Below are 18,761 nucleotides of genomic sequence, written 5' to 3'. Positions count from 1 at the left end.
AGTGGTTCCCCCTTTTTAGCGCTGGTGCAGTTTGCGGTATTCGTTGATATCGCGGGTCCAACCACCGGGCACTTCGTCTTCCTTCCAGAAGATGTAGGGGTTGGTGCGGGGCTCTTTGACATGCTGGGGCATGGCCGGCAGGCCGATGACGTCCAGAAGCTTCTGGAAGCCAACGCGCTTCATGGTCTCGCCCAGGCGTTCACGGTTCTTGCCTTCATCCATCCACCAGTCCCAGATGTTCTCAACGACTTCCTTGACTTCGTCATAGGGGTCTTCGCAGGGAATGAAGGGCACGAGCAGCGAGCTCATCTGAGCGCCGTCGAGGATGGGGGCCTTGGCGCCGCACAGGATCGAAGCGCCGCGCTCGTCACCCACGCGCAGGGCCTTGGGCATGACGTTGATGCAGTGCATGCAGCGGTAACACTCGGGGGTGTTGATGGTCAGCTTGGAGCCGTCCCAGCTCATGCACTTGGTGGGGCACTTCTCGATGACTTCCTTCTGGATGTCGAACTTGCCCCAGTTGCGGTCGGCGTGGGCGCCGGCGTTGGGGGCGATTTCGCCACCGACGTAGGCTTTCACAGCGGCCTGGTCGATCTTGATGTCGTCCTTCCAGGTGCCGATGACCGAGAAGTCGGAACGGGCGATGGCGCACACGCAGCCGTTCGGGCAGCCGTCGAATTTGAACTTGAACTTGTAGGGGAACTGCGGACGGTGCAGCATGTCCTGATATTCGTTGGTGAACGTATGGCAGATGTGCTGCGTGTCGATACAGGCGAATTCGCAGCGGGACATACCCACGCAACAGGCCGGGGTACGCAGGTTGGAGCCGGAGCCGCCCAGGTCCTGATTGAGGTTGTGGGTCAGCTCGTAGAAGATCTCTTCCAACTGGGGAGTGGTGGTGCCCAGCCAGATGATGTCACCGGTGGAGCCGTGCATGTTGGTCATGCCCGATCCGCGGAAGTCCCACAGGTCGCAGAGTTGCTCGAGGTATTCGGCGGTGTAGAACAGGCCGGAAGGCTGGTTCAGGCGCACGGTATGGAAGTGAGCAACGCCGGGGAACTTTTCAGGCTGGTCGCAGTAACGGCCGATAACGCCGCCGCCGTAACCGAACACGCCCACGATGCCGCCGTGTTTCCAGTGGGTGGTGCCGTCTTCGTACGACATCTCGAGGATGCCCAGAAGGTCGTCAATGGCGTCAACAGGCACCTGATAATCAATGTTTTTGGAATTCTTGTGCCTCATCTCCGCCGCGTTCTTCATGTCGGAGACGAAGCTGGGCCACGGTCCGCTCTCCAGCTGGTCCAGCAAGGGGGTCTGGTGTTTCGCCATGTGTTCCTCCAAAGAGTTGAAAGAGTTACAGCCCTATTTACGAAATCGCGCCCCGCCTTGACACGGATGGCGACGTTTTCCCACTTCGCTGGGCGGTTATGCCCCGAAAATGGGGAGGGAGTCGAGAGGCGGCAACGCTGAGAGGAGATGCACCGTTCATGCAAGTACCCGGCATTATTGCCAATCCGCCCAAATCAACCCACGCGTGAAGAATGTAACACGCTTCCCATTCGGGTGCAAAGGAAAAACACCCCCGACAAGCATTTGTACGCCTTTCCAGGCTTTCGGCTTGCCGGCGGCCAACCAAGCTGTTACTAATTTCACAAGAAATGGCAACGATTATTTCCATTCCAAATACCTGCAAACGATGCGGCGTCTGCTGTCAAAAAGGCGGTCCGGCCCTTCATGTGGCCGACACCGTTCTGCTGGGCGGCGGTCTTCTCCTGCGCGAGCATCTGGTGACCTTGCGCCGGGGCGAACCCGCCTACGACAACGTCGCCGACCGCCTGGTGGGACTCGCCGTCGAGATCATCAAAATCGGCGGGGAAAACGGCGCCCAGGCCTGTCGTTTCCACCGGCCCGAGCGCCAGGAGTGCTCCATCCACGAAAAGCGGCCCATCGAGTGCAGAGCGCTCGATTGCCGCGACACTCGGGCCATCGAGGCGCTTTACGACAAGGACCGCCTCTGCCGCGCCGCTCTGGTCAATACCCAGAGCGCGCTGTGGGAGATCGTGGCCTTTCACGAACGAACCTTCAGCGCCATCCATGCGGTGTCCTTGGCCCGCAGGATCGTGGCCGGCGACCGCGCGGCCGAGCACGAACTGGCCGACCTGGCCCGGCGTGAAGCCGACTTTCGCATGGCCTTTGCGGAGCGTTTCGACAATCCTCCGGGAGAAATGGACTTTCTCTTCGGCCGCAGTCTCGCCCAGGTTCTGGCCCCGTACGCCCTGTCCGCTCTTGCCGATCTCTAGCACCCTGTCGAAAACTCCCCGCTGAAGCGGCTCAAACGAACGGGTTGTCCCGCCATCGGGTTTGCTGTCAATTTCTCTCGCACACGGCCGTTCTTCTCTCTGTCGTTGCATCCGCAAATCCCCGGGGAATGGCGTTCGAACCTCCGAAAGGGTTCGCCAGAGGGCTCCCGACAGCGCACACTCGGACGCATATTCTCCAAATACGGTCGAAAAACAAGCGCCAACCGGAGTTGACGCTTCCCGCGGCCGAGTTTGCGGTTTCGCTTCAGGCATAGCGACGCCGCAGGGTTTTGAACAGCGTGGTCAGCCGGTGGGTGTAATCGTGTTGGGCCAGGATGCGTTGCCGGGCCGCTTGCGTGACGGCCACGCGGTACTCGGGATGGGCCAGGGCGTGGCGAACGCGCTCGGACAACTCCTCGGTCGTGGCGTAGATCGCCGACTCGCGATCCGGCTCGAAGAGTTCCGCCAACTGGTCGCGGGCGTCGGTGAGCACGAATCCGCCGCAGGCCGGGATGTCGAACACCCGCTGGTTGACCGCGCCTTTCATCTGCATGCTGGTGGCGTTGACGTTGACGGCGCAGGCCGGATAAAAACCCGGTAGATCCGCGTAGTAGTCGAGGGGCGGATGGTGCGACCACCCCGTGGAGGGCAGCAGGCTCTTCCAGCCGGAATCGCCGGCCACCAGGGGGCCGAAGGGCAAAAGGGCCCGAACCCGCTCCAGCCGGCTCTGCCGAGTGGCCTCGAAAGTGACGTACTGTTCCAGATCGAGCCGCTCCCGGGCCGAGGGCAGCCCGGCGCCGAGTTGGGGAGCCGTTTTGGCCAGAAAGGTGTCGGCCAGTCGCTCTTCGCTTTGGGCGAAGGAGCCGGCCGCTTCCCGAGCCTTGTCCGCAAGTCCGGGAAACCGGTCCAGGCGTTGGCGCAATCGCCGGACCGTGGTCACCATGGAATCGCCCACGAACCCCACCGGAACCGACCAGCCCGACTTGCGGGGCCGACCGGGCGCGAACACCGTGGTATCCGTCGCCAGGGGCAGGTAGGTCACGGATTCGAATCCCAGGGCTCGCAGAGGAGCCACGGTATCCCGGTCCCAGGCGAACAGGGCGCACCAGGAATTTTGCTGCCCGGAAAATTCGTGCAGGATAAGACGGGGACTGTCCACGAACCAGGAGGCCACGGGCAGACGCATGCGCTCGAAACAGCTCAACAGAAGGCCCTTCTGGTCCAGACCCAGGTGATTGACGGTCAAGGCGAAGTCGGGAACGAAACGGGCCGAAGCGTCCAGAAGAGCGGCCAGAAAGGCGGGCTCCAGGGTTTTCCCGCGCGCGATGTCGAGTCCGGCCACGGGCCACCCCAGACGGGCGCAGGCGTTTTCGATTTCGCGTTCGAGAAAGTAGCCCGAACGCAAGAGCAGCACGCGCGGGACCGCTTGTCGAAAACGCGGCCTGGCGACGGCGTTCCAGAAGGGACTTTCCGGAAGCGGTGCGCCCGAACAGGCGCTCGACGCGCCAAGGCGTTGCGAGCCAACGCCCGAGCGGACCCGATCGCGGCGCGCCTCACTGGCTCCCGGTTCCGGCCGAGCCGGGCCGGCGCCTCGCGCGTTCACCTCGGCCGGTCCACCGCTAGCGCTTGGCCTTGCCTTTGGACTGGGCGCTCTTGGACGTCTTGGCCGGGGGCGACGCCTGCCGATTCTTTCTGTCGGCGTCCTTTTTCTTGGTCAGCTCGGCAATCCTGGATTGCAGGGCGTCCACGCGCTGCTTGTTCTGCACGGCCTGCTTTTGCAGACGCTGCTCGAATTGGTTCTTCAGGTCGGCCTCGCGTGCGGCCATGTCGTCCTTGAGGGTTTTGATTTCCGCTTCCTGAGCGGCGATGATTTGGTTTTTCGCGGCGACCTCTTTCTTGAGTTCCTCGCCATTGCACCCGGCCAAGGCAAGAAGGCAAAGAGTCAAGACGACCCAGGCGGATTTCATGGGCATCTCCTATTTGACCTTTTTCACGAGTTTGCCCTGATCGTACATTTCGTCGCGCACCAGGACACCGTTGTCGTCGTATTCGCGGAGCGGACCCGAGAGCTTGCCGCCTTCGAATCCGGCCTCGATACGCAGCTTGCCCGTCTCGTGCCAGAGCTTGCTGCGCTCTGAAATCTTGCGCCCGTTGCGAAAGGTGGCCACCGTTTCTTCTTCGATGCGGCCCTTTTCGTCGTACCGCTTGATGGTCCACACGTCGCCATTTACGGACACGTCTTCGGCCAATTGTCCCGATTCGTACCAGACCTTGCTCGAAGCGAGCTTGCCGGCCTGATATCGGGCCTCCAACCGGGGCTTGCCCGATTCGTGCAGGTCACGGACCACTCCGGTGAAAGGTTGGGCATCCCCGCCCCGGTAGAAGAGTCCGCCGCGTTCCTGCAGATCCTCGGGAGCCGCCGCGGTCTGGGACCACGCCGGAACACCGGGCAACACCACGAAACCCACAACCGCCAACCAGGCGAAGAGTGCAAAAGAGACCATACGCATCCCGGTCTCAATAGCCCCAAGGGGAATTCGCTGGCAAGGCCTTAATCCCCTTGCTTTTGAAAACCGTACACGCTAGCTTTTTCGCCCGGGCCGAACGCCCGTGAGACAGGCCATCGAAGATAGAGCGCATGCGAATCCCCCACGCCAGAAAAAGTGAAAAGTCGTCCTCGTTCCTGAGCGCCCACCGCGGCGATCTTGTGGTCATGATCATCTGGGTCGTCAGCCTCATTCCGGCTTTCACGGTCTCGGTGTTCAAGGGCGATCCCCTGTACGCCTCGTTCATCACCATCCTCACGCAGTTTTTGGCGTCCTTCGGCACGCTGACCCTGTTCGGCGTGATTTGCCAACTCGTGTGTTACCGCTACGTGGAATCCTCCGAGGTCCACGACCGCATGATGGACGGGCTGTTCTACGGATTCCATGGCGGCATGGTGCTGTGGATCCTCTACGGCTTCTACCACATCTTCTTCGGCAAACGCACCATCGGGGAGATCAACTTCCTCATCGGTTTCGTGGGCTTCATGTGCGTCATCAGTTGCGCGGTGGGCATCACCGTGGGCTTTCTCGTGGGGCACGTGGAAGAGGCCAAGCGCCGGAGAAGCGAATAACCCCCCGCATCTGCGACGCCGAAGCCTTCAGCCCTCGGCTTCTTCCTGTTGCCGCGCCACACGGTGCAAATAGGCCGTCAGGTCGAACTTGCGTTTGAGCCCCGCCAAGGTCATGGACCGCACCAAGCCGAACACCGGCCGGTTCCCCCAGGCCCGATCGTGCACGCCGCCCACGCACCAGGCCGCGCCCGCGTAGCCGTTGGGGTCGCGTCCGTCCAGGCTGTACCGGTCGTTCAGGGCGATGACGCGCGCGAGCGCCGTGGCCGCGTCCGGGGACCATTCCAGGATCTTCTTGCCCCAATACATGCGCATATAGCCGTGCATCTTTCCCGTGGACGCCATCTGGCGTTGGGCCGCGTTCCAGGCCGGATCGCCCGTCCGCGCGGCCTCCAGGGTCTCCAGGTCGTAGAGGGCCGGGCGCGGATCGCCCAGATGGGCCTCGTGGCTGGCCCTGGCCCAGGCCGGAAAGCCTTCCACAGAGTCGTAACGCGGCGTGTGGAAACAAAAATTGTCCGCCAGCTCCCGGCGCACGATCAATTCTTCCAGAAAAGCCTCCTTGTCCTCGGCCGGCGCCTGGGCGCGCGCGGTTTCCAGAGCCGCGCGCTGGGCCGAGAGCATGCCGAAATGCAGCCACGGCGACAGGTTGGACTGCCCGTCCAGGTGCGCAAGGTTGCGGCGCGTCGCGTAGCCGGACAGGCGCTCGCGCAGGAAGTCCGCAAGGGCCCGGGCGGCCGCCGCCTCGCCAGGGACGAACGAACGCGGCGGACGAATTCCGGCCACACCCAGGACGCCGCGCAGCCGGTCCGGGTCGCGCGCGTCGGAAAGACTCTCCTGCGCGGTGAGGGCCAAATGCGCGGGCACAGGCGCGGCTTCGGGAAAGTCCTCGAGAAACTCCGGCAGCAGACGATGAATCTTGGGCCGAATGGTCCGCGCCATGTATTCGGCCTTGTCCGAGGCCACGAAGCAGGGAACCACGTTCCGGGAGTCCACTTCGTAGAGCGGACGCCCCAGGGACTTGGCGGCCAGGTCCAGCCAACGCCGCTTGTGCCGCAGGGGATCGAAGTCCGTCACCACTGCGGCGGCGTCCAGCCGGCGGACCAGGTCTGCCAGACGGGCCGGGGGATCGCCAAGCAGCAGCGCCAGGGGCACGTTCAGCCCGGCCAACGCGCGTTCCAGCTCATCCAACCCGGCCAACAAAAAGGCGAAATGCTCCAGCCTGGCGGCAGGATAGTCCGGGTCCAGACAAAAGGCCGCCGCCACGGGCCGCTCCAGGTTGCGGGCCATCTCCAGGGCGAAGAGCAGGGTCCAGTTGTCTCGCGCGCGCATGTCGCGATGCATCCAGCACACCACGGGCCCGGCGCCCGTGCGGCCCCCGGCCAGGAGACGCGCCCGGCGGGGGTTGACGGCAAGCAGAGTCATGTTTGTGCCTAGCGCGCCCGCGCGGTCATGACCAGCGCTTTCGCGCGGCCTTGCTCCTTGCCAAGACACTTTTTGGCGGCTACAGCCTGGGAATCGACTGTTTCACGAAAAATGGAGAACGACATGCCTTCATTCGACGCGGTAAGCCGCGTGGATCTTCAGGAAGTGGACAACGCGGTCAACAACACCATCAAAGAGATCGCCACTCGATTCGATTTTCGCGGCTCCAAAACCGAAGTGAGCCTGAACAAGAAAGACAAGGTCGTGGTCGTGGTCACGGATTCCGAGATGCGGGCCGGGGCTGTGCGCGACATGCTTGTCGGCCACCTGGTCAAGCGCAAGGTGGATACGCGCTCGATCGACTTCGGAGAGCCCAAGCCCGCCGGCGGACAGAATATCCGCATGGAGGCCAAGATCAAGGAAGGGGTGGACAAGGACACCGCCCGCAAACTGGTGGCGCGCATCAAGGAGTCCAAGCTCAAGGTGCAGGCCCAGATCATGGACGACATCCTGCGCGTGACCGGCAAGAAAATCGATGACCTGCAAGGCGTCATCCGCCTGCTCGACGCGGCCGAGACCGACGTGCCCCTGCAATACATCAACATGAAGAATTAGCGCGCCACGCGACCCTAGCAGCCCGTTGAAAAAGTCGATTCTTGCAGCCTGTTCAAAACACTTGTTGGCAAGGCGCGAAAAAAAATCAAGCCCGAAGCGGAGTTGACATCCTTATGAGGGTTTGAGCTTTTCGCAGCAACGCAGCCAGCAAGGAGTTTTCAACAGGCTGCTAGGGGCCGCCAACGCCACCGATGCCGCCGCTTCGCACGCGGTTCGCGGGACACGCGCCGCGAAGCGGCTCCACCGGGACGGATGGTTTCCGTCCCCACGGCCGGCCGGTACGTCGCCGCGTCGCCGGGAACCCACACCCGACAAGGAGGCCATCATGGGAACCATTCAGCGCGCGGCGGCCCTGGCGTTTTGCCTCGCGGTTTTCGGCTGCGCCAACGCCGATCGTCCCATCTCTCTGGACGAATTCTACTCCTTTTGCTGGCCCGCCCAGATCGACTACAACTGCCCGGACGACAACCTCTGTCAGGACTTCAAGGACTATCTGGCCCAGGAACACAAGGGCGTGCAGGACTGCGTGGCCGGCTGCCTGGCCCTCAACCAGGCCAAGAGCGCGGCCTTTCCCCTGAGTTGCGCCTACCCCCTGCAAAACGCCACGGACTGGTGCGAAAGCTATTGTCGCAGGGCCTACGCCCCCGGCGGCCCCCTGGCCGAACAGGCGACCGGGACCCCACAACCCGGCGGTGACGTCACCGAACCCGTGGCGCCCGGTACCGACTAGCGCCTTTGCCCCGGACGCCCGCGTTCCCGGGAAATCATTCGGCGGCTGCGGCGTCCAGGGCGTCGTCCGGGAAGACCTGTCCGCGGCATTGCTTTGACAAAAGCGGCGACGCGGGTTGTTCGTAGCAATCGGCGGTGAACTTGCCTTCGCCGCCCAGATGGCGCTCGTACCGCACCCCCCACTGGCGCAGTCCCATGAGAACCGGAGTCAGGTCCGCTCCCAGCGGAGTCAGGCTGTACTCCACCTTGGGCGGGACCTGGCGGTACACTTCCCGGTGGATGAGCCCGTCGGCCTCCAACTCGCGCAGGTGACGGCTGAGCATGCGATCCGTGGAATCGGGAATGCTGCGCTTGAGCTCCCCGAAACGCATGACGCCCATCAAGGCCAAATGGTAGAGGATGACCGGCTTCCACTTCCCGGCCAACACCCCCAGGGTGAGCTGAAAGTAGCAGCGATACCTCTTGTCCCCCAACTCCTTGACGGTACAGAGCTTGAGCATGTTCCCTCCGTGCTATACATGGGGATAGTATAGGACATTTCAGACCGTACTTGCGCGTTGCGCTCCCATGTGGCAGCCAGTACGTGCCGCACGGTGGTGCGGTCAAGCCCAACCCTGGAGGAAACATCCATGAAAGCAGTGGCCATCAACGCAAGTCCGCGTGAAAAGGGCAATACGGGTCGCCTGTTAAGCGCGGTGCTGGCTCCCCTGAACCAAGCCGGCTGGGAAACCGAACTCGTGCATATCGGCGGCAAGGACCTGCACGGCTGCCGGGCCTGTTACAAATGCTTCGAGAAGAAAAACGCCCGGTGTGTTTTCGCCGACGACACCTGCAACGACTGGCTGGAAAAGCTCTACGCCGCCGACGCAGTGATTCTGGGATCGCCCACCTACTTTTCCGATGTCTCCGCCGAAATGAAAGGCCTGATCGACCGGGCCGGCCTGGTGAGCATCGCCAACGGGGATCTGTTGGCCGGCAAGATCGGCGCGGCCGTGGTGGCGGTGCGCCGGGGCGGGGGCACCCACGCGTTCGACTCCATGAACCACCTGTTTCTCATGTCCGGCATGGTGGTGCCCGGATCGGCCTACTGGAACCTGGGCTACGGCCTGAACGAGGGCGACGTGGAAAAAGACGCCGAGGCCTTCAACAACATGGCCAACCTGGGCCGCATGATCGCCTGGCTGGGCGCGGCCATGGCCGACAAGCGCGACACAATGCCCAAACTGACCCGAGTCTAGCCGCGGATTTTTCCCGGAGGCTTGGCGGCTTCTGTCCTCAAGCCTCCGGCATTGCGGCGCTTTCGCGCGCAGTGCGCGTTCAGGCGTCCGGGTTCCCGGCGTTTTCCCCACTTGACAGGACGCCTATCATTTGAAAACGCCCACTGTATGACAACGAGCACGCGACATGCATGCCCCATGCGCAGGCAGGCGGGCAAAGAACGCTCCTTGTCGCGCATTCTTGCCGCGGGCACGGCCAGAATCCTGCGCGAAGGCCTGGATGGCGCGGCCATCGCCCAGGTCATGCACGACGCGGGCCTGACCCACGGGGCCTTTTACGCCCATTTTTCCGACAAGGACTCCCTGCTGCGCGCCTGTTTCAGCCACGGCCTGAGCGCCAACCGCGCCCGCTGGGTGGGGCCGCCCCGCGACGAACGCTTTGCCGACCGTCTGCGACGTTTGGCCAAGCGCTACCTGACCACGGCCCACCGCGACAGCCTGGAAACGAGCTGCCCTTTGGCCGCCCTGGCCTCGGACGCGGCCCGGTCCGATGCGGACTTCCGCGCCCTCTACGAGGTCGAATTCCGGCATACCTTGGAGGCCGTGCTGGGCGACGACCCCGCTATCCGGGAAAATCCGGCCCATCGGGCCAAGGCTTTGGCCTTTCTGGCCCTGTGCCAGGGCGGAATCCAGCTCGCCCGGGCCGTTGCCGACGACGCCTTTTCCCAGGAAATCCTCGCCGCCTGCCGAAACTTTCTCGAGTCCGAACACGGCGACGACCCCCAGCCCCCGACCGAACCGCAGACATCCTGATTCCACGCCCGGTTCACCCGGTTTGCCCGGTTCACCAAGTTTGCCAGGCTCGCTCGCGCCAGGTTCACCAAGTATGGCCCGCGCCAAGTTCGCCCGCGCCAAGTTCGCCCGGTATCACCCCTTGCCGGGCGTTGGTCGCCGCTGTGACCGGCCCCGTTGATCAGCCCATGAGCTTGGCCGCTATCCTGGCCACATAGGCGCCTTGCCAGCGCGCCGCTTCCAGCTCCACGGGCGACGGCATGCGCGAACCGTCCGAACCGGCGATGGTGGTGGCCCCATAGGGCGATCCCCCCTTGACCTCCTCCACGCCGGTCTGTCCCTGAAAGGCGTAGGGAAGCCCCACCACCACCATGCCGTGATGCAACAGCGTGATGTGAAACGACAAGATCGTGGACTCCTGCCCGCCATGCTGGGTGGCGCTGCTGACGAACACCGATCCCACCTTGCCCAAAAGCGCGCCTTCCACCCAAAGCTGGCCCGTGGCGTCGAGAAACTGGCGCATCTGGCCGCACATGTTGCCGAAGCGCGTGGGCGTGCCAAAGACAACCGCGTCAGCCGAGGCCAGTTCCTCCAGAGTGCACACCGGAACTTCGGCCATGGCCTGCTGCGCCTCAAGGGCGTGCATTTTTTCGAGCACGTCGAGGGGCAGGGTTTCGGGTACGCGACGCAACACCGGCGTGGCGTCGGGAATGTCCGAGATGCCTTGGGCCACGGCCTGGGCCATGGCGTGGATGTGGCCGTACAGCGAATAGTAGCACACGAGCACGTTCATAGGGTCGGTCCTCCCGCTCCGGATTGATGCCGGAGCATAGGCCTGGCGCTTGTTGGTGGCAAGCGCACGGGCAAAAAGCCCGAAACCTGGCGCAAGGTCGAACGGGAAGAACCCGCCCGGGGCGGATGCCGAGTCAGGGGGCGAAGGCGGGAATCAGTCCTCGACCTGCTGGTCGAGCGTGAGGTTGAGAGCCACGGCGTAGAGGTGGTGGAAGAAGTCGACGTACTCGATATAGACGTTGTTCGGGGCGGAGATACGCGCGGGGGCGAAGTTGATGATACCCCGCACTCCGGCGTCGATCAGGTAGTTGGCGGCTCGCTGGGCACGCTCGGGAGGCGTGGTGATGATGCCGATCTCGATGCCCAGTTCGTCGACCTTTTCCTTGAGCCGGCGGGAGCAGACCACTTCCAGGCCGGACACCTCCTCGCCGATCTTGAAGGGATCGCAGTCGAAGGCGCCCACGATGTGGAATCCGCGCCGGATGAAGTCCTGGTGGCGCAGGAGGGCCTTGCCCAGGTTGCCGATGCCCACCAGGGCGGCGTTCCACATGCGGTCAACGCCCAGGGCCTGCTTGATGGAGGTGATGAGGTCCTGCACGAAGTAGCCCACCCCGCGCACGCCGAATTCACCGAAGTAAGCGAGGTCCTTGCGAATCTGGGAAGGATTGACGTTGCAGGCCTTGGCCAGAATCTCCGACGAAACGACTTCGGATCCTTCGCGCTTGAAGGTTTCCAGGACTTGCACGTACAGGGCAAGCCTTTGAATGGTTGCGCGGGGTATATGGTCGCTTTTCACGGGATCAGGCCTGGGTTGGAGGTATGGAGCCGGGACGGAAAAACCGGGAGGACCATGCGGCCCTCCCGGCGACAAAAGACAATTACGCGCCCAGGGGCTTCACGAAGAGCAGGATCAGGCAGACGACCAGGGCGTAAATGGCCAGGGATTCGATGAAGGCCAGGCCCAGGATCAGGGTGGTGGTCAGCTTGCCGCCGACTTCGGGGTTGCGGGCGAGACCTTCGCAAGCGCCCTTGACGCCAAGGCCCTGACCGATGCCGCAACCCAGAGCGGCCAGGCCCATGCCCACGGCGGAGCCCCAGGCGGCCATGGGGGAGATGCCGGAGGCGGCGCCGTCGGCGGCGAAGGCCACGGCGGCCAGACCAAGCAGAGCGATGGTGTTCAGGGCGGTGAAGAGCAATTTACGCATGAGAGGTTCCTCCTCAAGTTACATATGTGTGTTGGCCAAAAAGCCATTTCCCCCGGGATTAGTGGGCGTGTTCGAAGGCTCCCTTCAGGTAGACCAGGGTGAGCATGAAGAACACGAAGGCCTGAATGAAGTCCGACAGGCCGAACAGGAAGTAGATGGGAATCGTGGAGATGACAGGGGCCAACATGAACAGGAGGATGAGAACGATTTCCTCGCCGCGTATGTTGCCGAAAAGTCGCAGGGTGAGCGACAACGGCCTGGCCAAGTGGCTGATGATTTCCAGGATCAGCATCATGGGAGCCAACGCGGGCATGGGGCCCATGAAATGCTTGATGTAGCCGGGGCCCCAGTTTCTCAGGCCCCAGTAGTTGTAGTAGACGAACACGAAAAGCGCCATGGGCGCGTTGGTGTTGAGGCTGTTGGTGGCCGAGTCGAAGCCCGGAATCAGGCCCATGAAGTTACAGGCCAGAATGAATATGAAGAGTCCGCAGAGCACGGGGAACACCCGGCGTCCGTCTTCGCCCATGTTTTCGACGGTGAAATTTTCCAGCCCGCCGATCATGAATTCAAAAAAGTTTTGCAGCCCGCCCGGCACCATCTGCATATTGCGCGTGGTCACAAGGCCAAGAACGATCAAGATGGCCATGGTAAGCCAGGTAAAAAGCACTTCGTTGGGGATATGCAACCCCGCGCTTTTCGCCGCCAGCTCCAAGAATATTACTGGATGATCCAATCCGCCTGCCATACCCTAGGCCTCCTTCGCTCGTTTAGACCCCGCCCCTTTCAGGACGCCCCACGAAACAAGTGTCGCCAACACCGTCGAAACCCCGGCCAGAACCGCCCACACGGGAGCCTTGGCCGTGACGATGAGCACGTACAGCACAACCGTGGTGCCGACAAGGCGCAGGGTGGACCAGAAAATGGTCCGACCGGCCAAGCCGACGGCGTTGCTCAGGGCGTGCTGGCCGAACCGGGCCAGCCACCAGAAATTGACCGTGACCAGCGCCGCCCCCGCGGCGAAGGCCGTTCCCCAAAGCCCTCCCCAGGCAAGAAGAAGGGCCACGACGGATGAACATCCCGCCAAGACGAGTTGCCCCAGCACAAGCCGACGGGCGTCGCGGTGGGTGAACCCCACCCGATAAAGCCCCCTGTCGAGCGCATCGAGCATCTTGCGATACATGCTTCCTCATACCCGGGCGTTCGCCCACGTCTCGCCGTGCGTTCGGCCCGCTCGCGAGCGGCGTCCGAACCGGCCGTCCGAAGCGCTTCAGGCCTTCGGGTCTCCCGATCGCGGAGTCCCGGCCTGCCCGTCGCCTTGCGCCCTTTCGCCCGTTCCGGATTCGTCGTGCGCCCGGTTGATGCGCATGGCCTCCAGATACATGGAGCGAAATCCCGCCACGATGCCGAACAGCAGCCACGCGATAAGCATCCAGGGCGAGGTTCCCAGCCACTTGTCCAGGTAGTAGCCGATCGCCAAGCCCACCAGCGTGCTGGCCACCATGTTGGTGCCCATGAGGCTTGCGCGGGAGATGGCGTCCCAGGTTTTCGAGTCGCGTTTCTTATTAAAGAACATGATCACCGATGCCGTGGTCAGCCCAGGGCTGCCACTCGTGCATTCGTTCACAAGTTTTGGGGAATTAACACAGCGCGCCGGCTTCCGTCAACGCGTCAGGCCCGCGCCACGAGCATTTCCCTTGCCGAACATCGGCCCGAATCCCTCGCGCCATGCGGACAACATCCCACGATACTTGATGATTTGAGTCGAAAAGCCTTTGTATCGCTTCGGTACAAACGTCTTCCGTCCGACTCGGCGCGGCGTGCGCCCGGAAGCGAAAAAACAAAGGCTCCCGAACGCGACAGGGCTTTCCTTCCATGAAGATTTCGGGAAACGCAACAAAAAAAACGCCTGTCCGTCGAGACGCCCGCCGCTTTGCTCCAAAGCGGCGCGCCAAGCCGCAACTTCCCTTGTTCGGCGCTCTTGACCCTGCCCGCATGCGACCAGTAAGAACCCAACCTTGACCTCGGGCAAAGACATCTTAAAGGAATACGACATGCTCACTCCAGATTTCGAAAAGGGCGGCGGCCTTGTGCCCGTCATCGCCCAGGACGCCACCACCGGCGAAGTGCTCATGCTGGCCTACATGAACCGCGAGGCCTGGGACAAAACCCTCGAAACCGGCGACGTGCATTACTACAGTCGCAGCCGCAAGGAGCTCTGGCACAAGGGCGGCACCTCGGGACACGTGCAGAAGGTCAAATCCCTGCGCCTGGACTGCGATCTCGACGCCGTGGTGGCCCTGGTGGACCAGATCGGCGGTGCGGCCTGCCACGAGGGCTACCGCTCCTGCTTCTTTCGCGAGATAAAGGACGGCAAGGAAAGCCTCTGCTGCCCCCGCGTGTTCGATCCGGAAAAAGTTTACGGGAAAAAATAGCGTGAACGCTCTCTCGTCGCACGCCGCGCGCGTGCTCACGGCCGTCGTGGGGCTTTGCGTCCTGGCAGGGGCCATGGCCGCGGGCGGCTGGGCCTGGTTCGTGCTGGTGCTCGCGGCCTGCCTGGTCGGACTGTGGGAATTTTACGCCCTCTTTCCTGCCGTCGGCCCGACGTGGCGCTGCTACGGCCTGGCCTGCGGAGCGGCCATGCTCGGTGCGACATGGCGCTTCGGCCCCTTGGCGGGATTTGGGGCGCTCCTGGCCTGCTTTTGGCTGGGACTGACCCTGCATCTGGCCTTCGGACGCCGGCAAGGCCCGCAAGCGGATCGCCCGGCCAAGGACGTGCCGACAGCGCCAGACACGGCCCATCTGCTGGTGCCCGCCGGCCTGCTCTACGTCCCGGGATGCCTGCTCTTCGCCCTGAGCGTCCCCATGGCCGGGGTGATCACGGTGCTGGCCGTGGTCATGGCCACGGATACCGGCGCCTACTACGCCGGCCACATGCTGGGCGGGCCCAAGATCTGGCCCCGCGTCTCGCCCAAGAAGACCTGGGCCGGAAGCCTGGGTGGTTTGGCCGCCGCCCTGGCCGCAAGCCTGATTTGCGCCCTGTGGCTGGGCGGGCCGGGACTTGGGGCCTGGCTGGTCCTGGGGGTGTGCCTTTCCCTTGTTTCCCAGATGGGCGACTTTATCGAATCCGGCCTCAAGCGAGCCTGCGGCGTGAAGGACTCGGGCGCGATCCTGCCCGGCCACGGCGGCCTGCTCGACCGCATAGACGGCCTGCTGCCCGCCCTTCTCGCCTATGCGCTGGCCCGCGCCCTGGCGGTGTTTCCATGAACGGCTACATCTCGTCCCTGCCCGGGACGGACTTTTCGCCCGAAGGGCCCCGTCGACTCTGCCTGTTGGGCTCCACCGGCTCCATCGGACGTTCGGCCCTGGCCGTGGTGGCGGACCATCCCGAAGAATTCACGGTCGTGGCCCTGACCGGCGGACGAAACGTCGCCCTGCTGGCCGAACAGGCCGCCGCTTTCCGTCCATCGGTGCTGGCCGTGCTCGGACCGGACGAGGCCCGCGCCCTGGCCGCGTCTCTGCCCTCCGGCTACGCGCCCGAAATCCTGTACGGCCCGGAAGGTTTTGTCGCCGCCGCCACCCTGGCCGAGGTCGACGTGGTGCTTTCGGCCATCGTGGGCGCGGCCGGCTTGGCCCCCACCCTGGCCGCCGTGGAAGCCGGAAAAATCGTGGCCCTGGCCAACAAGGAGTCCCTGGTGTTGGCCGGCGACCTGATCCGTCGGGCCTGCGCCCGCTCGGGCGCGGTCATCCTGCCGGTGGACTCCGAACACAACGCCCTGTTCCAGTCCCTGGCGGGACACAAGGGCCAATACGTGGACCATCTGGTGCTCACGGCCTCGGGCGGCCCCTTCCGCACCTGGCCGACCGAGGAGCTGGCCGGAGTCAGCGCGGCCCAGGCCCTCAAGCATCCCAACTGGTCCATGGGAGCCAAGATCAGCATCGACTCGGCCACCCTCATGAACAAGGGGCTCGAAGTCATCGAGGCCTGTCATCTCTACGGGTTGCCCCAAGAAAAGGTGAAGGTGCTGGTGCATCCGCAAAGCATCGTCCACTCCCTGGCCGCCTACCGCGACGGCTCGTTTTTGGCCCAACTGGGCCAGCCGGACATGCGCATCGCCATCGCCTATTGCCTGTGCTATCCCAAACGCCTCCCCCTGAATCTGGAGCCCCTGGACCTGGCCGCCCTGGCCACCCTGACCTTCGAACATCCCAGAACCGACGCCTTTCCCTGCCTGGCCCTGGCCAGACAGGCCCAGGCCGGAGGCCAAGGCTACTGCGTGGTGCTCAACGCCGCCAACGAAGTGGCCGTGGACCGCTTCCTGCGCGGACAGGCGGCCTTCGCCGACATTGCCCGCGCGGTTGACTGGGCCCTGGACGCCTACCCAGGCGATCCCGCCCCGGACCTCGCGTCCATCCTGCAACTCGACCAGGCCACCCGCCTCCAGGTGGCCGACTACCTTTCGGGAGCTTCATGACCGCATTGACCCTCAAGGCCGTATCCGTCGTCGTCGTCCTGGGCGTGCTCATCTTCATCCATGAATTGGGACACTTTCTTTTCGCCAGGCTCTTCGGCATGGGCGTGCGCACCTTCTCCCTGGGGTTCGGCCCCAAGATGTTCGGCGTGATGCGCGGGCAGACCGAATACCGCCTGTCGGCAATTCCCCTGGGCGGCTACGTCCAACTCGTGGGACAGGACGCCGAGGACGACACCACCGAAGGCTTCCCCCGCCAGGCCTGGTTCATTCTGCGTCCGGCCTGGCAACGCATGCTGGTGGTGGCGGCCGGACCGCTCTTCAACTTGGTGCTGGCCCTGGTCATCTATTCGTCCCTCTTCTGGGTGAACGGACGCTACGAAGTGCCAGCCGCCGTGGGACAGGTCACCGAAGGCGGAGCGGCCCAGAAAGCCGGACTCCAGCCCGGGGACGCCATCCGCGCCGTGGATGGACAACCCATCGCCTATTTCGGGGACCTCAAACGGCGGGTGGACCAAAGCGGAGGCCGCCCCCTGGTTCTCACCATCGCGCGCAAGAGCGAAACCTTCGACGTGTCCGTCACGCCCGACATCGTCAAGCGCAAGAACCTCTTCGGCGAAGACATCGCCCAACCGCTTCTGGGCGTGGCCTCGCCGGCCGAGACCATCAATATCCCCCTGGGACCGGGACAGGCGCTGACCGAAGGCGCCAGGCAGACCTGGGAGGTGACGAGCCTCATCGGCCAGGTGTTCGTCAAGCTCGTGCAGGGCGTTGTGCCGGTCTCCAACCTGGGCGGCCCCATCATGATCGCCGAAATGGTGGGCAAGCAGTCCGAACAGGGCTTCACCGCCCTGGCCTTGCTCACGGCCATGATCAGCGTGAACCTGGCCATCTTGAACCTGTTGCCCATTCCGGTGCTCGACGGCGGGCACATTCTCTTCTTCGGGCTGGAAATCATCCTGCGTCGCCCGGTGTCCGACCGCATCAAGGGCCTGACCACCAAGGTCGGCTTCGCCCTGCTCATGGGGCTGCTGCTTTTGGCCACCGCCAACGACCTGACGCGCCTCATCGTGGGAAAAACAGGATGATCCTGGCGGTGGGCGCCGCCGAGGAACGGCTCCAGATCGTACTCGGCGACCAGGACGGCATATCCCTGGTCTTTGAAGAAATCTGCCCCGGCCGCATGAACGAGGTTTTGGCCCCGGCCACGGCCGACCTCCTGGACCGGGCGGGCCTGGCCCCCGCCGACCTGGAGGCCGTGGCCTGCGTGCGCGGACCGGGCAGTTTCACTGGCGTTCGTCTGGCCCTGGCCTTCTGTCATGGCCTGGCCGTCGCCGCCGGGCTGCCCCTGGCCGGCCTGGACTATTTGCCGCTCCTGGCCTCCAGCGCCGCGCGGCGATTCCACGCGGATTCGGGCGAAATCCACGTCCTCACCCATTCGCGCCTGGGCAAGGTCTACCGCCAGGGGTTTCGCCTGCCGGACCTGACCCCCCTGGCCCCGCCGTCCGACGAACCCGCCGAGGAAAGCGCCAGGCACCTGGCCGAACGCGCCACGCTCGGCCAGGTGTTCGTTCTTGGCTCGGGGCTGGCCCGGAACGCCAACGTCCTGGAGAAAATGAAAAACGTCGTCCGTCTGGACCCCGCCGCCAACACCCCCGACTCCGAAACCCTGCTCGCCGCTGCCCTGCAAGCCCCCAGGACCGGACCTCCCGTGGACGCCCTTTACCTGCGCGGCTCCGACGCCGAGGAGAACCTGGACGCCATTGCCCGCAAGCGCGGGCTCGACCCGGAAGAGGCGCGCAAACGACTGGAGACGGCCTTGAAGAAAGGGGAACGCCAGGGATTGTAAAGCGGCGGCATGCCTCCACCGCTCCAGGAGGTCGGACTCCTCCTTCCCCCTCGTTTCCGTGGCGGCCAACGAGGCCTGCGCAGAAAAAACAAGAATATATATTCGGTAGGAAAGAAAAAGATCCTGCGGGCGAAACGTGAGCTTCGCCCGCAGGATCCCGATTCACTTTTCGGGGGCTTTGGCCGGGCCCGGCCGGCCAAAGCCCCCGAAGTTTTTTTGCGTCCTGGCCGTCACGCCTGGCCCCCGTCGGGTCCGG

The 18,761-nt window shown here is 63.9% G+C and carries 24 protein-coding genes; 11 read left to right on the top strand and 13 right to left on the bottom strand.

Features of this window, described 5'->3' with window-relative positions; translation table 11 throughout:
- Positions 1 to 15: 15 nt before the first annotated feature.
- Positions 16 to 1,329, bottom strand: coding sequence for a dissimilatory-type sulfite reductase subunit alpha (gene dsrA, locus ACYQ01_RS13715; RefSeq protein ID WP_459934420.1), 1,314 nt, complete (start codon positions 1,327 to 1,329; stop codon positions 16 to 18).
- A 329-nt stretch (positions 1,330 to 1,658) separates the two neighbouring features.
- Between dsrA and ACYQ01_RS13710 the strand changes: the two genes are divergently transcribed.
- Entirely contained in the window at positions 1,659 to 2,300 is a 642-nt protein-coding gene (locus ACYQ01_RS13710; RefSeq protein ID WP_459934419.1) for a YkgJ family cysteine cluster protein, read from the top strand.
- 265 nt (positions 2,301 to 2,565) lie between these two features.
- On the opposite strand, the gene ACYQ01_RS13705 is transcribed toward ACYQ01_RS13710, so the two are convergent.
- From ACYQ01_RS13705 to ACYQ01_RS13695, 3 genes are all read right to left on the bottom strand, one after another.
- Positions 2,566 to 3,714 carry a CgeB family protein gene (locus tag ACYQ01_RS13705; RefSeq protein WP_459934418.1) on the bottom strand — a complete coding sequence of 383 codons (1,149 nt, stop codon included), beginning with the start codon at positions 3,712 to 3,714 and terminating at the stop codon, positions 2,566 to 2,568.
- A gap of 205 nt (positions 3,715 to 3,919) precedes the next feature.
- Positions 3,920 to 4,267: a hypothetical protein gene (locus tag ACYQ01_RS13700; protein ID WP_459934417.1), complete on the bottom strand. Its 348-nt coding sequence runs from the start codon at positions 4,265 to 4,267 to the stop codon at positions 3,920 to 3,922.
- A 9-nt stretch (positions 4,268 to 4,276) separates the two neighbouring features.
- Positions 4,277 to 4,804: a toxin-antitoxin system YwqK family antitoxin gene (locus ACYQ01_RS13695; protein WP_459934416.1), complete on the bottom strand. Its 528-nt coding sequence runs from the start codon at positions 4,802 to 4,804 to the stop codon at positions 4,277 to 4,279.
- Positions 4,805 to 4,938: 134 nt separating this feature from the next.
- Between ACYQ01_RS13695 and ACYQ01_RS13690 the strand changes: the two genes are divergently transcribed.
- On the top strand, positions 4,939 to 5,418 hold the full coding sequence (locus ACYQ01_RS13690; protein ID WP_459934415.1) for a hypothetical protein: 480 nt from the start codon (positions 4,939 to 4,941) through the stop codon (positions 5,416 to 5,418).
- A gap of 27 nt (positions 5,419 to 5,445) precedes the next feature.
- On the opposite strand, the gene ACYQ01_RS13685 is transcribed toward ACYQ01_RS13690, so the two are convergent.
- A complete protein-coding gene (locus ACYQ01_RS13685) occupies positions 5,446 to 6,837 on the bottom strand; it encodes a deoxyribodipyrimidine photo-lyase (protein WP_459934414.1) in 1,392 nt (463 codons plus the stop codon).
- Between the two features lie 123 nt (positions 6,838 to 6,960).
- Here ACYQ01_RS13685 and ACYQ01_RS13680 point away from each other — a divergent pair, with 123 nt between their 5' ends.
- Both ACYQ01_RS13680 and ACYQ01_RS13675 read left to right on the top strand, forming a co-directional pair.
- Positions 6,961 to 7,452: a YajQ family cyclic di-GMP-binding protein gene (locus ACYQ01_RS13680; protein WP_459934413.1), complete on the top strand. Its 492-nt coding sequence runs from the start codon at positions 6,961 to 6,963 to the stop codon at positions 7,450 to 7,452.
- 325 nt (positions 7,453 to 7,777) lie between these two features.
- On the top strand, positions 7,778 to 8,182 hold the full coding sequence (locus ACYQ01_RS13675) for a hypothetical protein (protein ID WP_459934412.1): 405 nt from the start codon (positions 7,778 to 7,780) through the stop codon (positions 8,180 to 8,182).
- Between the two features lie 34 nt (positions 8,183 to 8,216).
- Here the strand turns inward: ACYQ01_RS13675 and ACYQ01_RS13670 are convergent, their stop codons facing one another.
- Positions 8,217 to 8,681: a winged helix-turn-helix transcriptional regulator gene (locus tag ACYQ01_RS13670; protein WP_459934411.1), complete on the bottom strand. Its 465-nt coding sequence runs from the start codon at positions 8,679 to 8,681 to the stop codon at positions 8,217 to 8,219.
- Between the two features lie 129 nt (positions 8,682 to 8,810).
- On the opposite strand from ACYQ01_RS13670, the gene ACYQ01_RS13665 reads away from it, so the two are divergent.
- Both ACYQ01_RS13665 and ACYQ01_RS13660 read left to right on the top strand, forming a co-directional pair.
- Entirely contained in the window at positions 8,811 to 9,419 is a 609-nt protein-coding gene (locus ACYQ01_RS13665) for a flavodoxin family protein (protein ID WP_459934410.1), read from the top strand.
- Between the two features lie 207 nt (positions 9,420 to 9,626).
- Positions 9,627 to 10,211 (top strand): TetR/AcrR family transcriptional regulator, encoded by a 585-nt coding sequence (locus ACYQ01_RS13660; protein WP_459934409.1) that lies wholly within the window; start codon positions 9,627 to 9,629, stop codon positions 10,209 to 10,211.
- Between the two features lie 160 nt (positions 10,212 to 10,371).
- On the opposite strand, the gene wrbA is transcribed toward ACYQ01_RS13660, so the two are convergent.
- The 7 genes from wrbA to ACYQ01_RS13625 all read right to left on the bottom strand — a co-directional run bounded on the left by wrbA (position 10,372) and on the right by ACYQ01_RS13625 (position 14,240).
- Entirely contained in the window at positions 10,372 to 10,983 is a 612-nt protein-coding gene (wrbA, locus tag ACYQ01_RS13655) for an NAD(P)H:quinone oxidoreductase (protein WP_459934408.1), read from the bottom strand.
- A 153-nt stretch (positions 10,984 to 11,136) separates the two neighbouring features.
- Positions 11,137 to 11,778, bottom strand: coding sequence for a redox-sensing transcriptional repressor Rex (locus ACYQ01_RS13650; RefSeq protein WP_459934407.1), 642 nt, complete (start codon positions 11,776 to 11,778; stop codon positions 11,137 to 11,139).
- An 82-nt stretch (positions 11,779 to 11,860) separates the two neighbouring features.
- Positions 11,861 to 12,187 carry an ATP synthase F0 subunit C gene (atpE, locus tag ACYQ01_RS13645; protein WP_459934406.1) on the bottom strand — a complete coding sequence of 109 codons (327 nt, stop codon included), beginning with the start codon at positions 12,185 to 12,187 and terminating at the stop codon, positions 11,861 to 11,863.
- Between the two features lie 58 nt (positions 12,188 to 12,245).
- The gene (gene atpB, locus ACYQ01_RS13640) at positions 12,246 to 12,932 is read right to left on the bottom strand and encodes a F0F1 ATP synthase subunit A (RefSeq protein WP_459934405.1); all 687 of its coding nucleotides are present in this window, start codon (positions 12,930 to 12,932) and stop codon (positions 12,246 to 12,248) included.
- 3 nt (positions 12,933 to 12,935) lie between these two features.
- Positions 12,936 to 13,367, bottom strand: coding sequence for an ATP synthase subunit I (locus tag ACYQ01_RS13635; protein WP_459934404.1), 432 nt, complete (start codon positions 13,365 to 13,367; stop codon positions 12,936 to 12,938).
- Between the two features lie 87 nt (positions 13,368 to 13,454).
- Complete coding sequence (locus ACYQ01_RS13630) at positions 13,455 to 13,760, bottom strand: AtpZ/AtpI family protein (RefSeq protein ID WP_459934403.1); 306 nt, start codon at positions 13,758 to 13,760, stop codon at positions 13,455 to 13,457.
- A gap of 87 nt (positions 13,761 to 13,847) precedes the next feature.
- Positions 13,848 to 14,240, bottom strand: coding sequence for a hypothetical protein (locus tag ACYQ01_RS13625; RefSeq protein WP_459934402.1), 393 nt, complete (start codon positions 14,238 to 14,240; stop codon positions 13,848 to 13,850).
- Here ACYQ01_RS13625 and hisI point away from each other — a divergent pair.
- Genes hisI through tsaB form a run of 5 tightly spaced genes read left to right on the top strand, consistent with a single transcriptional unit; the run spans position 14,239 to position 18,505 of the window.
- Positions 14,239 to 14,619, top strand: a complete 381-nt coding sequence (gene hisI, locus ACYQ01_RS13620) for a phosphoribosyl-AMP cyclohydrolase (protein ID WP_459934401.1) — start codon at positions 14,239 to 14,241, stop codon at positions 14,617 to 14,619. The two genes, ACYQ01_RS13625 and hisI, sit on opposite strands and share 2 nt — an antisense overlap.
- Before the next feature lies 1 nt (position 14,620).
- The gene (locus tag ACYQ01_RS13615; protein ID WP_459934400.1) at positions 14,621 to 15,451 is read left to right on the top strand and encodes a phosphatidate cytidylyltransferase; all 831 of its coding nucleotides are present in this window, start codon (positions 14,621 to 14,623) and stop codon (positions 15,449 to 15,451) included.
- On the top strand, positions 15,448 to 16,659 hold the full coding sequence (locus tag ACYQ01_RS13610) for a 1-deoxy-D-xylulose-5-phosphate reductoisomerase (RefSeq protein WP_459934399.1): 1,212 nt from the start codon (positions 15,448 to 15,450) through the stop codon (positions 16,657 to 16,659). The genes ACYQ01_RS13615 and ACYQ01_RS13610 overlap by 4 nt, the downstream gene beginning before the upstream one ends.
- Positions 16,656 to 17,744, top strand: coding sequence for an RIP metalloprotease RseP (rseP, locus tag ACYQ01_RS13605; protein WP_459934398.1), 1,089 nt, complete (start codon positions 16,656 to 16,658; stop codon positions 17,742 to 17,744). Before ACYQ01_RS13610 ends, rseP begins: the two co-directional genes overlap by 4 nt.
- Positions 17,741 to 18,505, top strand: a complete 765-nt coding sequence (gene tsaB, locus ACYQ01_RS13600; RefSeq protein WP_459934397.1) for a tRNA (adenosine(37)-N6)-threonylcarbamoyltransferase complex dimerization subunit type 1 TsaB — start codon at positions 17,741 to 17,743, stop codon at positions 18,503 to 18,505. The genes rseP and tsaB overlap by 4 nt, the downstream gene beginning before the upstream one ends.
- Positions 18,506 to 18,761 lie beyond the last annotated feature (256 nt).

This window comes from Fundidesulfovibrio butyratiphilus, assembly GCF_054657235.1.
This window is presented reverse-complemented; position numbering and strand designations above follow the sequence as displayed.

What these genes read in the sequence shown, in the direction of transcription:
- atpB (WP_459934405.1), bottom strand. Translation starts at nt 12,932, where the DNA reads ATGGCAGGCGGATTGGATCATCCAGTAATATTCTTGGAGCTGGCGGCG.
- tsaB (WP_459934397.1), top strand. Translation starts at nt 17,741, where the DNA reads ATGATCCTGGCGGTGGGCGCCGCCGAGGAACGGCTCCAGATCGTACTC.
- ACYQ01_RS13625 (WP_459934402.1), bottom strand. Translation starts at nt 14,240, where the DNA reads ATGTCGTATTCCTTTAAGATGTCTTTGCCCGAGGTCAAGGTTGGGTTC.
- rseP (WP_459934398.1), top strand. Translation starts at nt 16,656, where the DNA reads ATGACCGCATTGACCCTCAAGGCCGTATCCGTCGTCGTCGTCCTGGGC.
- atpE (WP_459934406.1), bottom strand. Translation starts at nt 12,187, where the DNA reads ATGCGTAAATTGCTCTTCACCGCCCTGAACACCATCGCTCTGCTTGGT.
- dsrA (WP_459934420.1), bottom strand. Translation starts at nt 1,329, where the DNA reads ATGGCGAAACACCAGACCCCCTTGCTGGACCAGCTGGAGAGCGGACCG.
- ACYQ01_RS13670 (WP_459934411.1), bottom strand. Translation starts at nt 8,681, where the DNA reads ATGCTCAAGCTCTGTACCGTCAAGGAGTTGGGGGACAAGAGGTATCGC.
- ACYQ01_RS13630 (WP_459934403.1), bottom strand. Translation starts at nt 13,760, where the DNA reads ATGTTCTTTAATAAGAAACGCGACTCGAAAACCTGGGACGCCATCTCC.
- ACYQ01_RS13675 (WP_459934412.1), top strand. Translation starts at nt 7,778, where the DNA reads ATGGGAACCATTCAGCGCGCGGCGGCCCTGGCGTTTTGCCTCGCGGTT.
- ACYQ01_RS13685 (WP_459934414.1), bottom strand. Translation starts at nt 6,837, where the DNA reads ATGACTCTGCTTGCCGTCAACCCCCGCCGGGCGCGTCTCCTGGCCGGG.
- wrbA (WP_459934408.1), bottom strand. Translation starts at nt 10,983, where the DNA reads ATGAACGTGCTCGTGTGCTACTATTCGCTGTACGGCCACATCCACGCC.
- ACYQ01_RS13710 (WP_459934419.1), top strand. Translation starts at nt 1,659, where the DNA reads ATGGCAACGATTATTTCCATTCCAAATACCTGCAAACGATGCGGCGTC.
- ACYQ01_RS13665 (WP_459934410.1), top strand. Translation starts at nt 8,811, where the DNA reads ATGAAAGCAGTGGCCATCAACGCAAGTCCGCGTGAAAAGGGCAATACG.
- ACYQ01_RS13690 (WP_459934415.1), top strand. Translation starts at nt 4,939, where the DNA reads ATGCGAATCCCCCACGCCAGAAAAAGTGAAAAGTCGTCCTCGTTCCTG.
- ACYQ01_RS13610 (WP_459934399.1), top strand. Translation starts at nt 15,448, where the DNA reads ATGAACGGCTACATCTCGTCCCTGCCCGGGACGGACTTTTCGCCCGAA.
- ACYQ01_RS13635 (WP_459934404.1), bottom strand. Translation starts at nt 13,367, where the DNA reads ATGTATCGCAAGATGCTCGATGCGCTCGACAGGGGGCTTTATCGGGTG.
- hisI (WP_459934401.1), top strand. Translation starts at nt 14,239, where the DNA reads ATGCTCACTCCAGATTTCGAAAAGGGCGGCGGCCTTGTGCCCGTCATC.
- ACYQ01_RS13700 (WP_459934417.1), bottom strand. Translation starts at nt 4,267, where the DNA reads ATGAAATCCGCCTGGGTCGTCTTGACTCTTTGCCTTCTTGCCTTGGCC.
- ACYQ01_RS13695 (WP_459934416.1), bottom strand. Translation starts at nt 4,804, where the DNA reads ATGGTCTCTTTTGCACTCTTCGCCTGGTTGGCGGTTGTGGGTTTCGTG.
- ACYQ01_RS13680 (WP_459934413.1), top strand. Translation starts at nt 6,961, where the DNA reads ATGCCTTCATTCGACGCGGTAAGCCGCGTGGATCTTCAGGAAGTGGAC.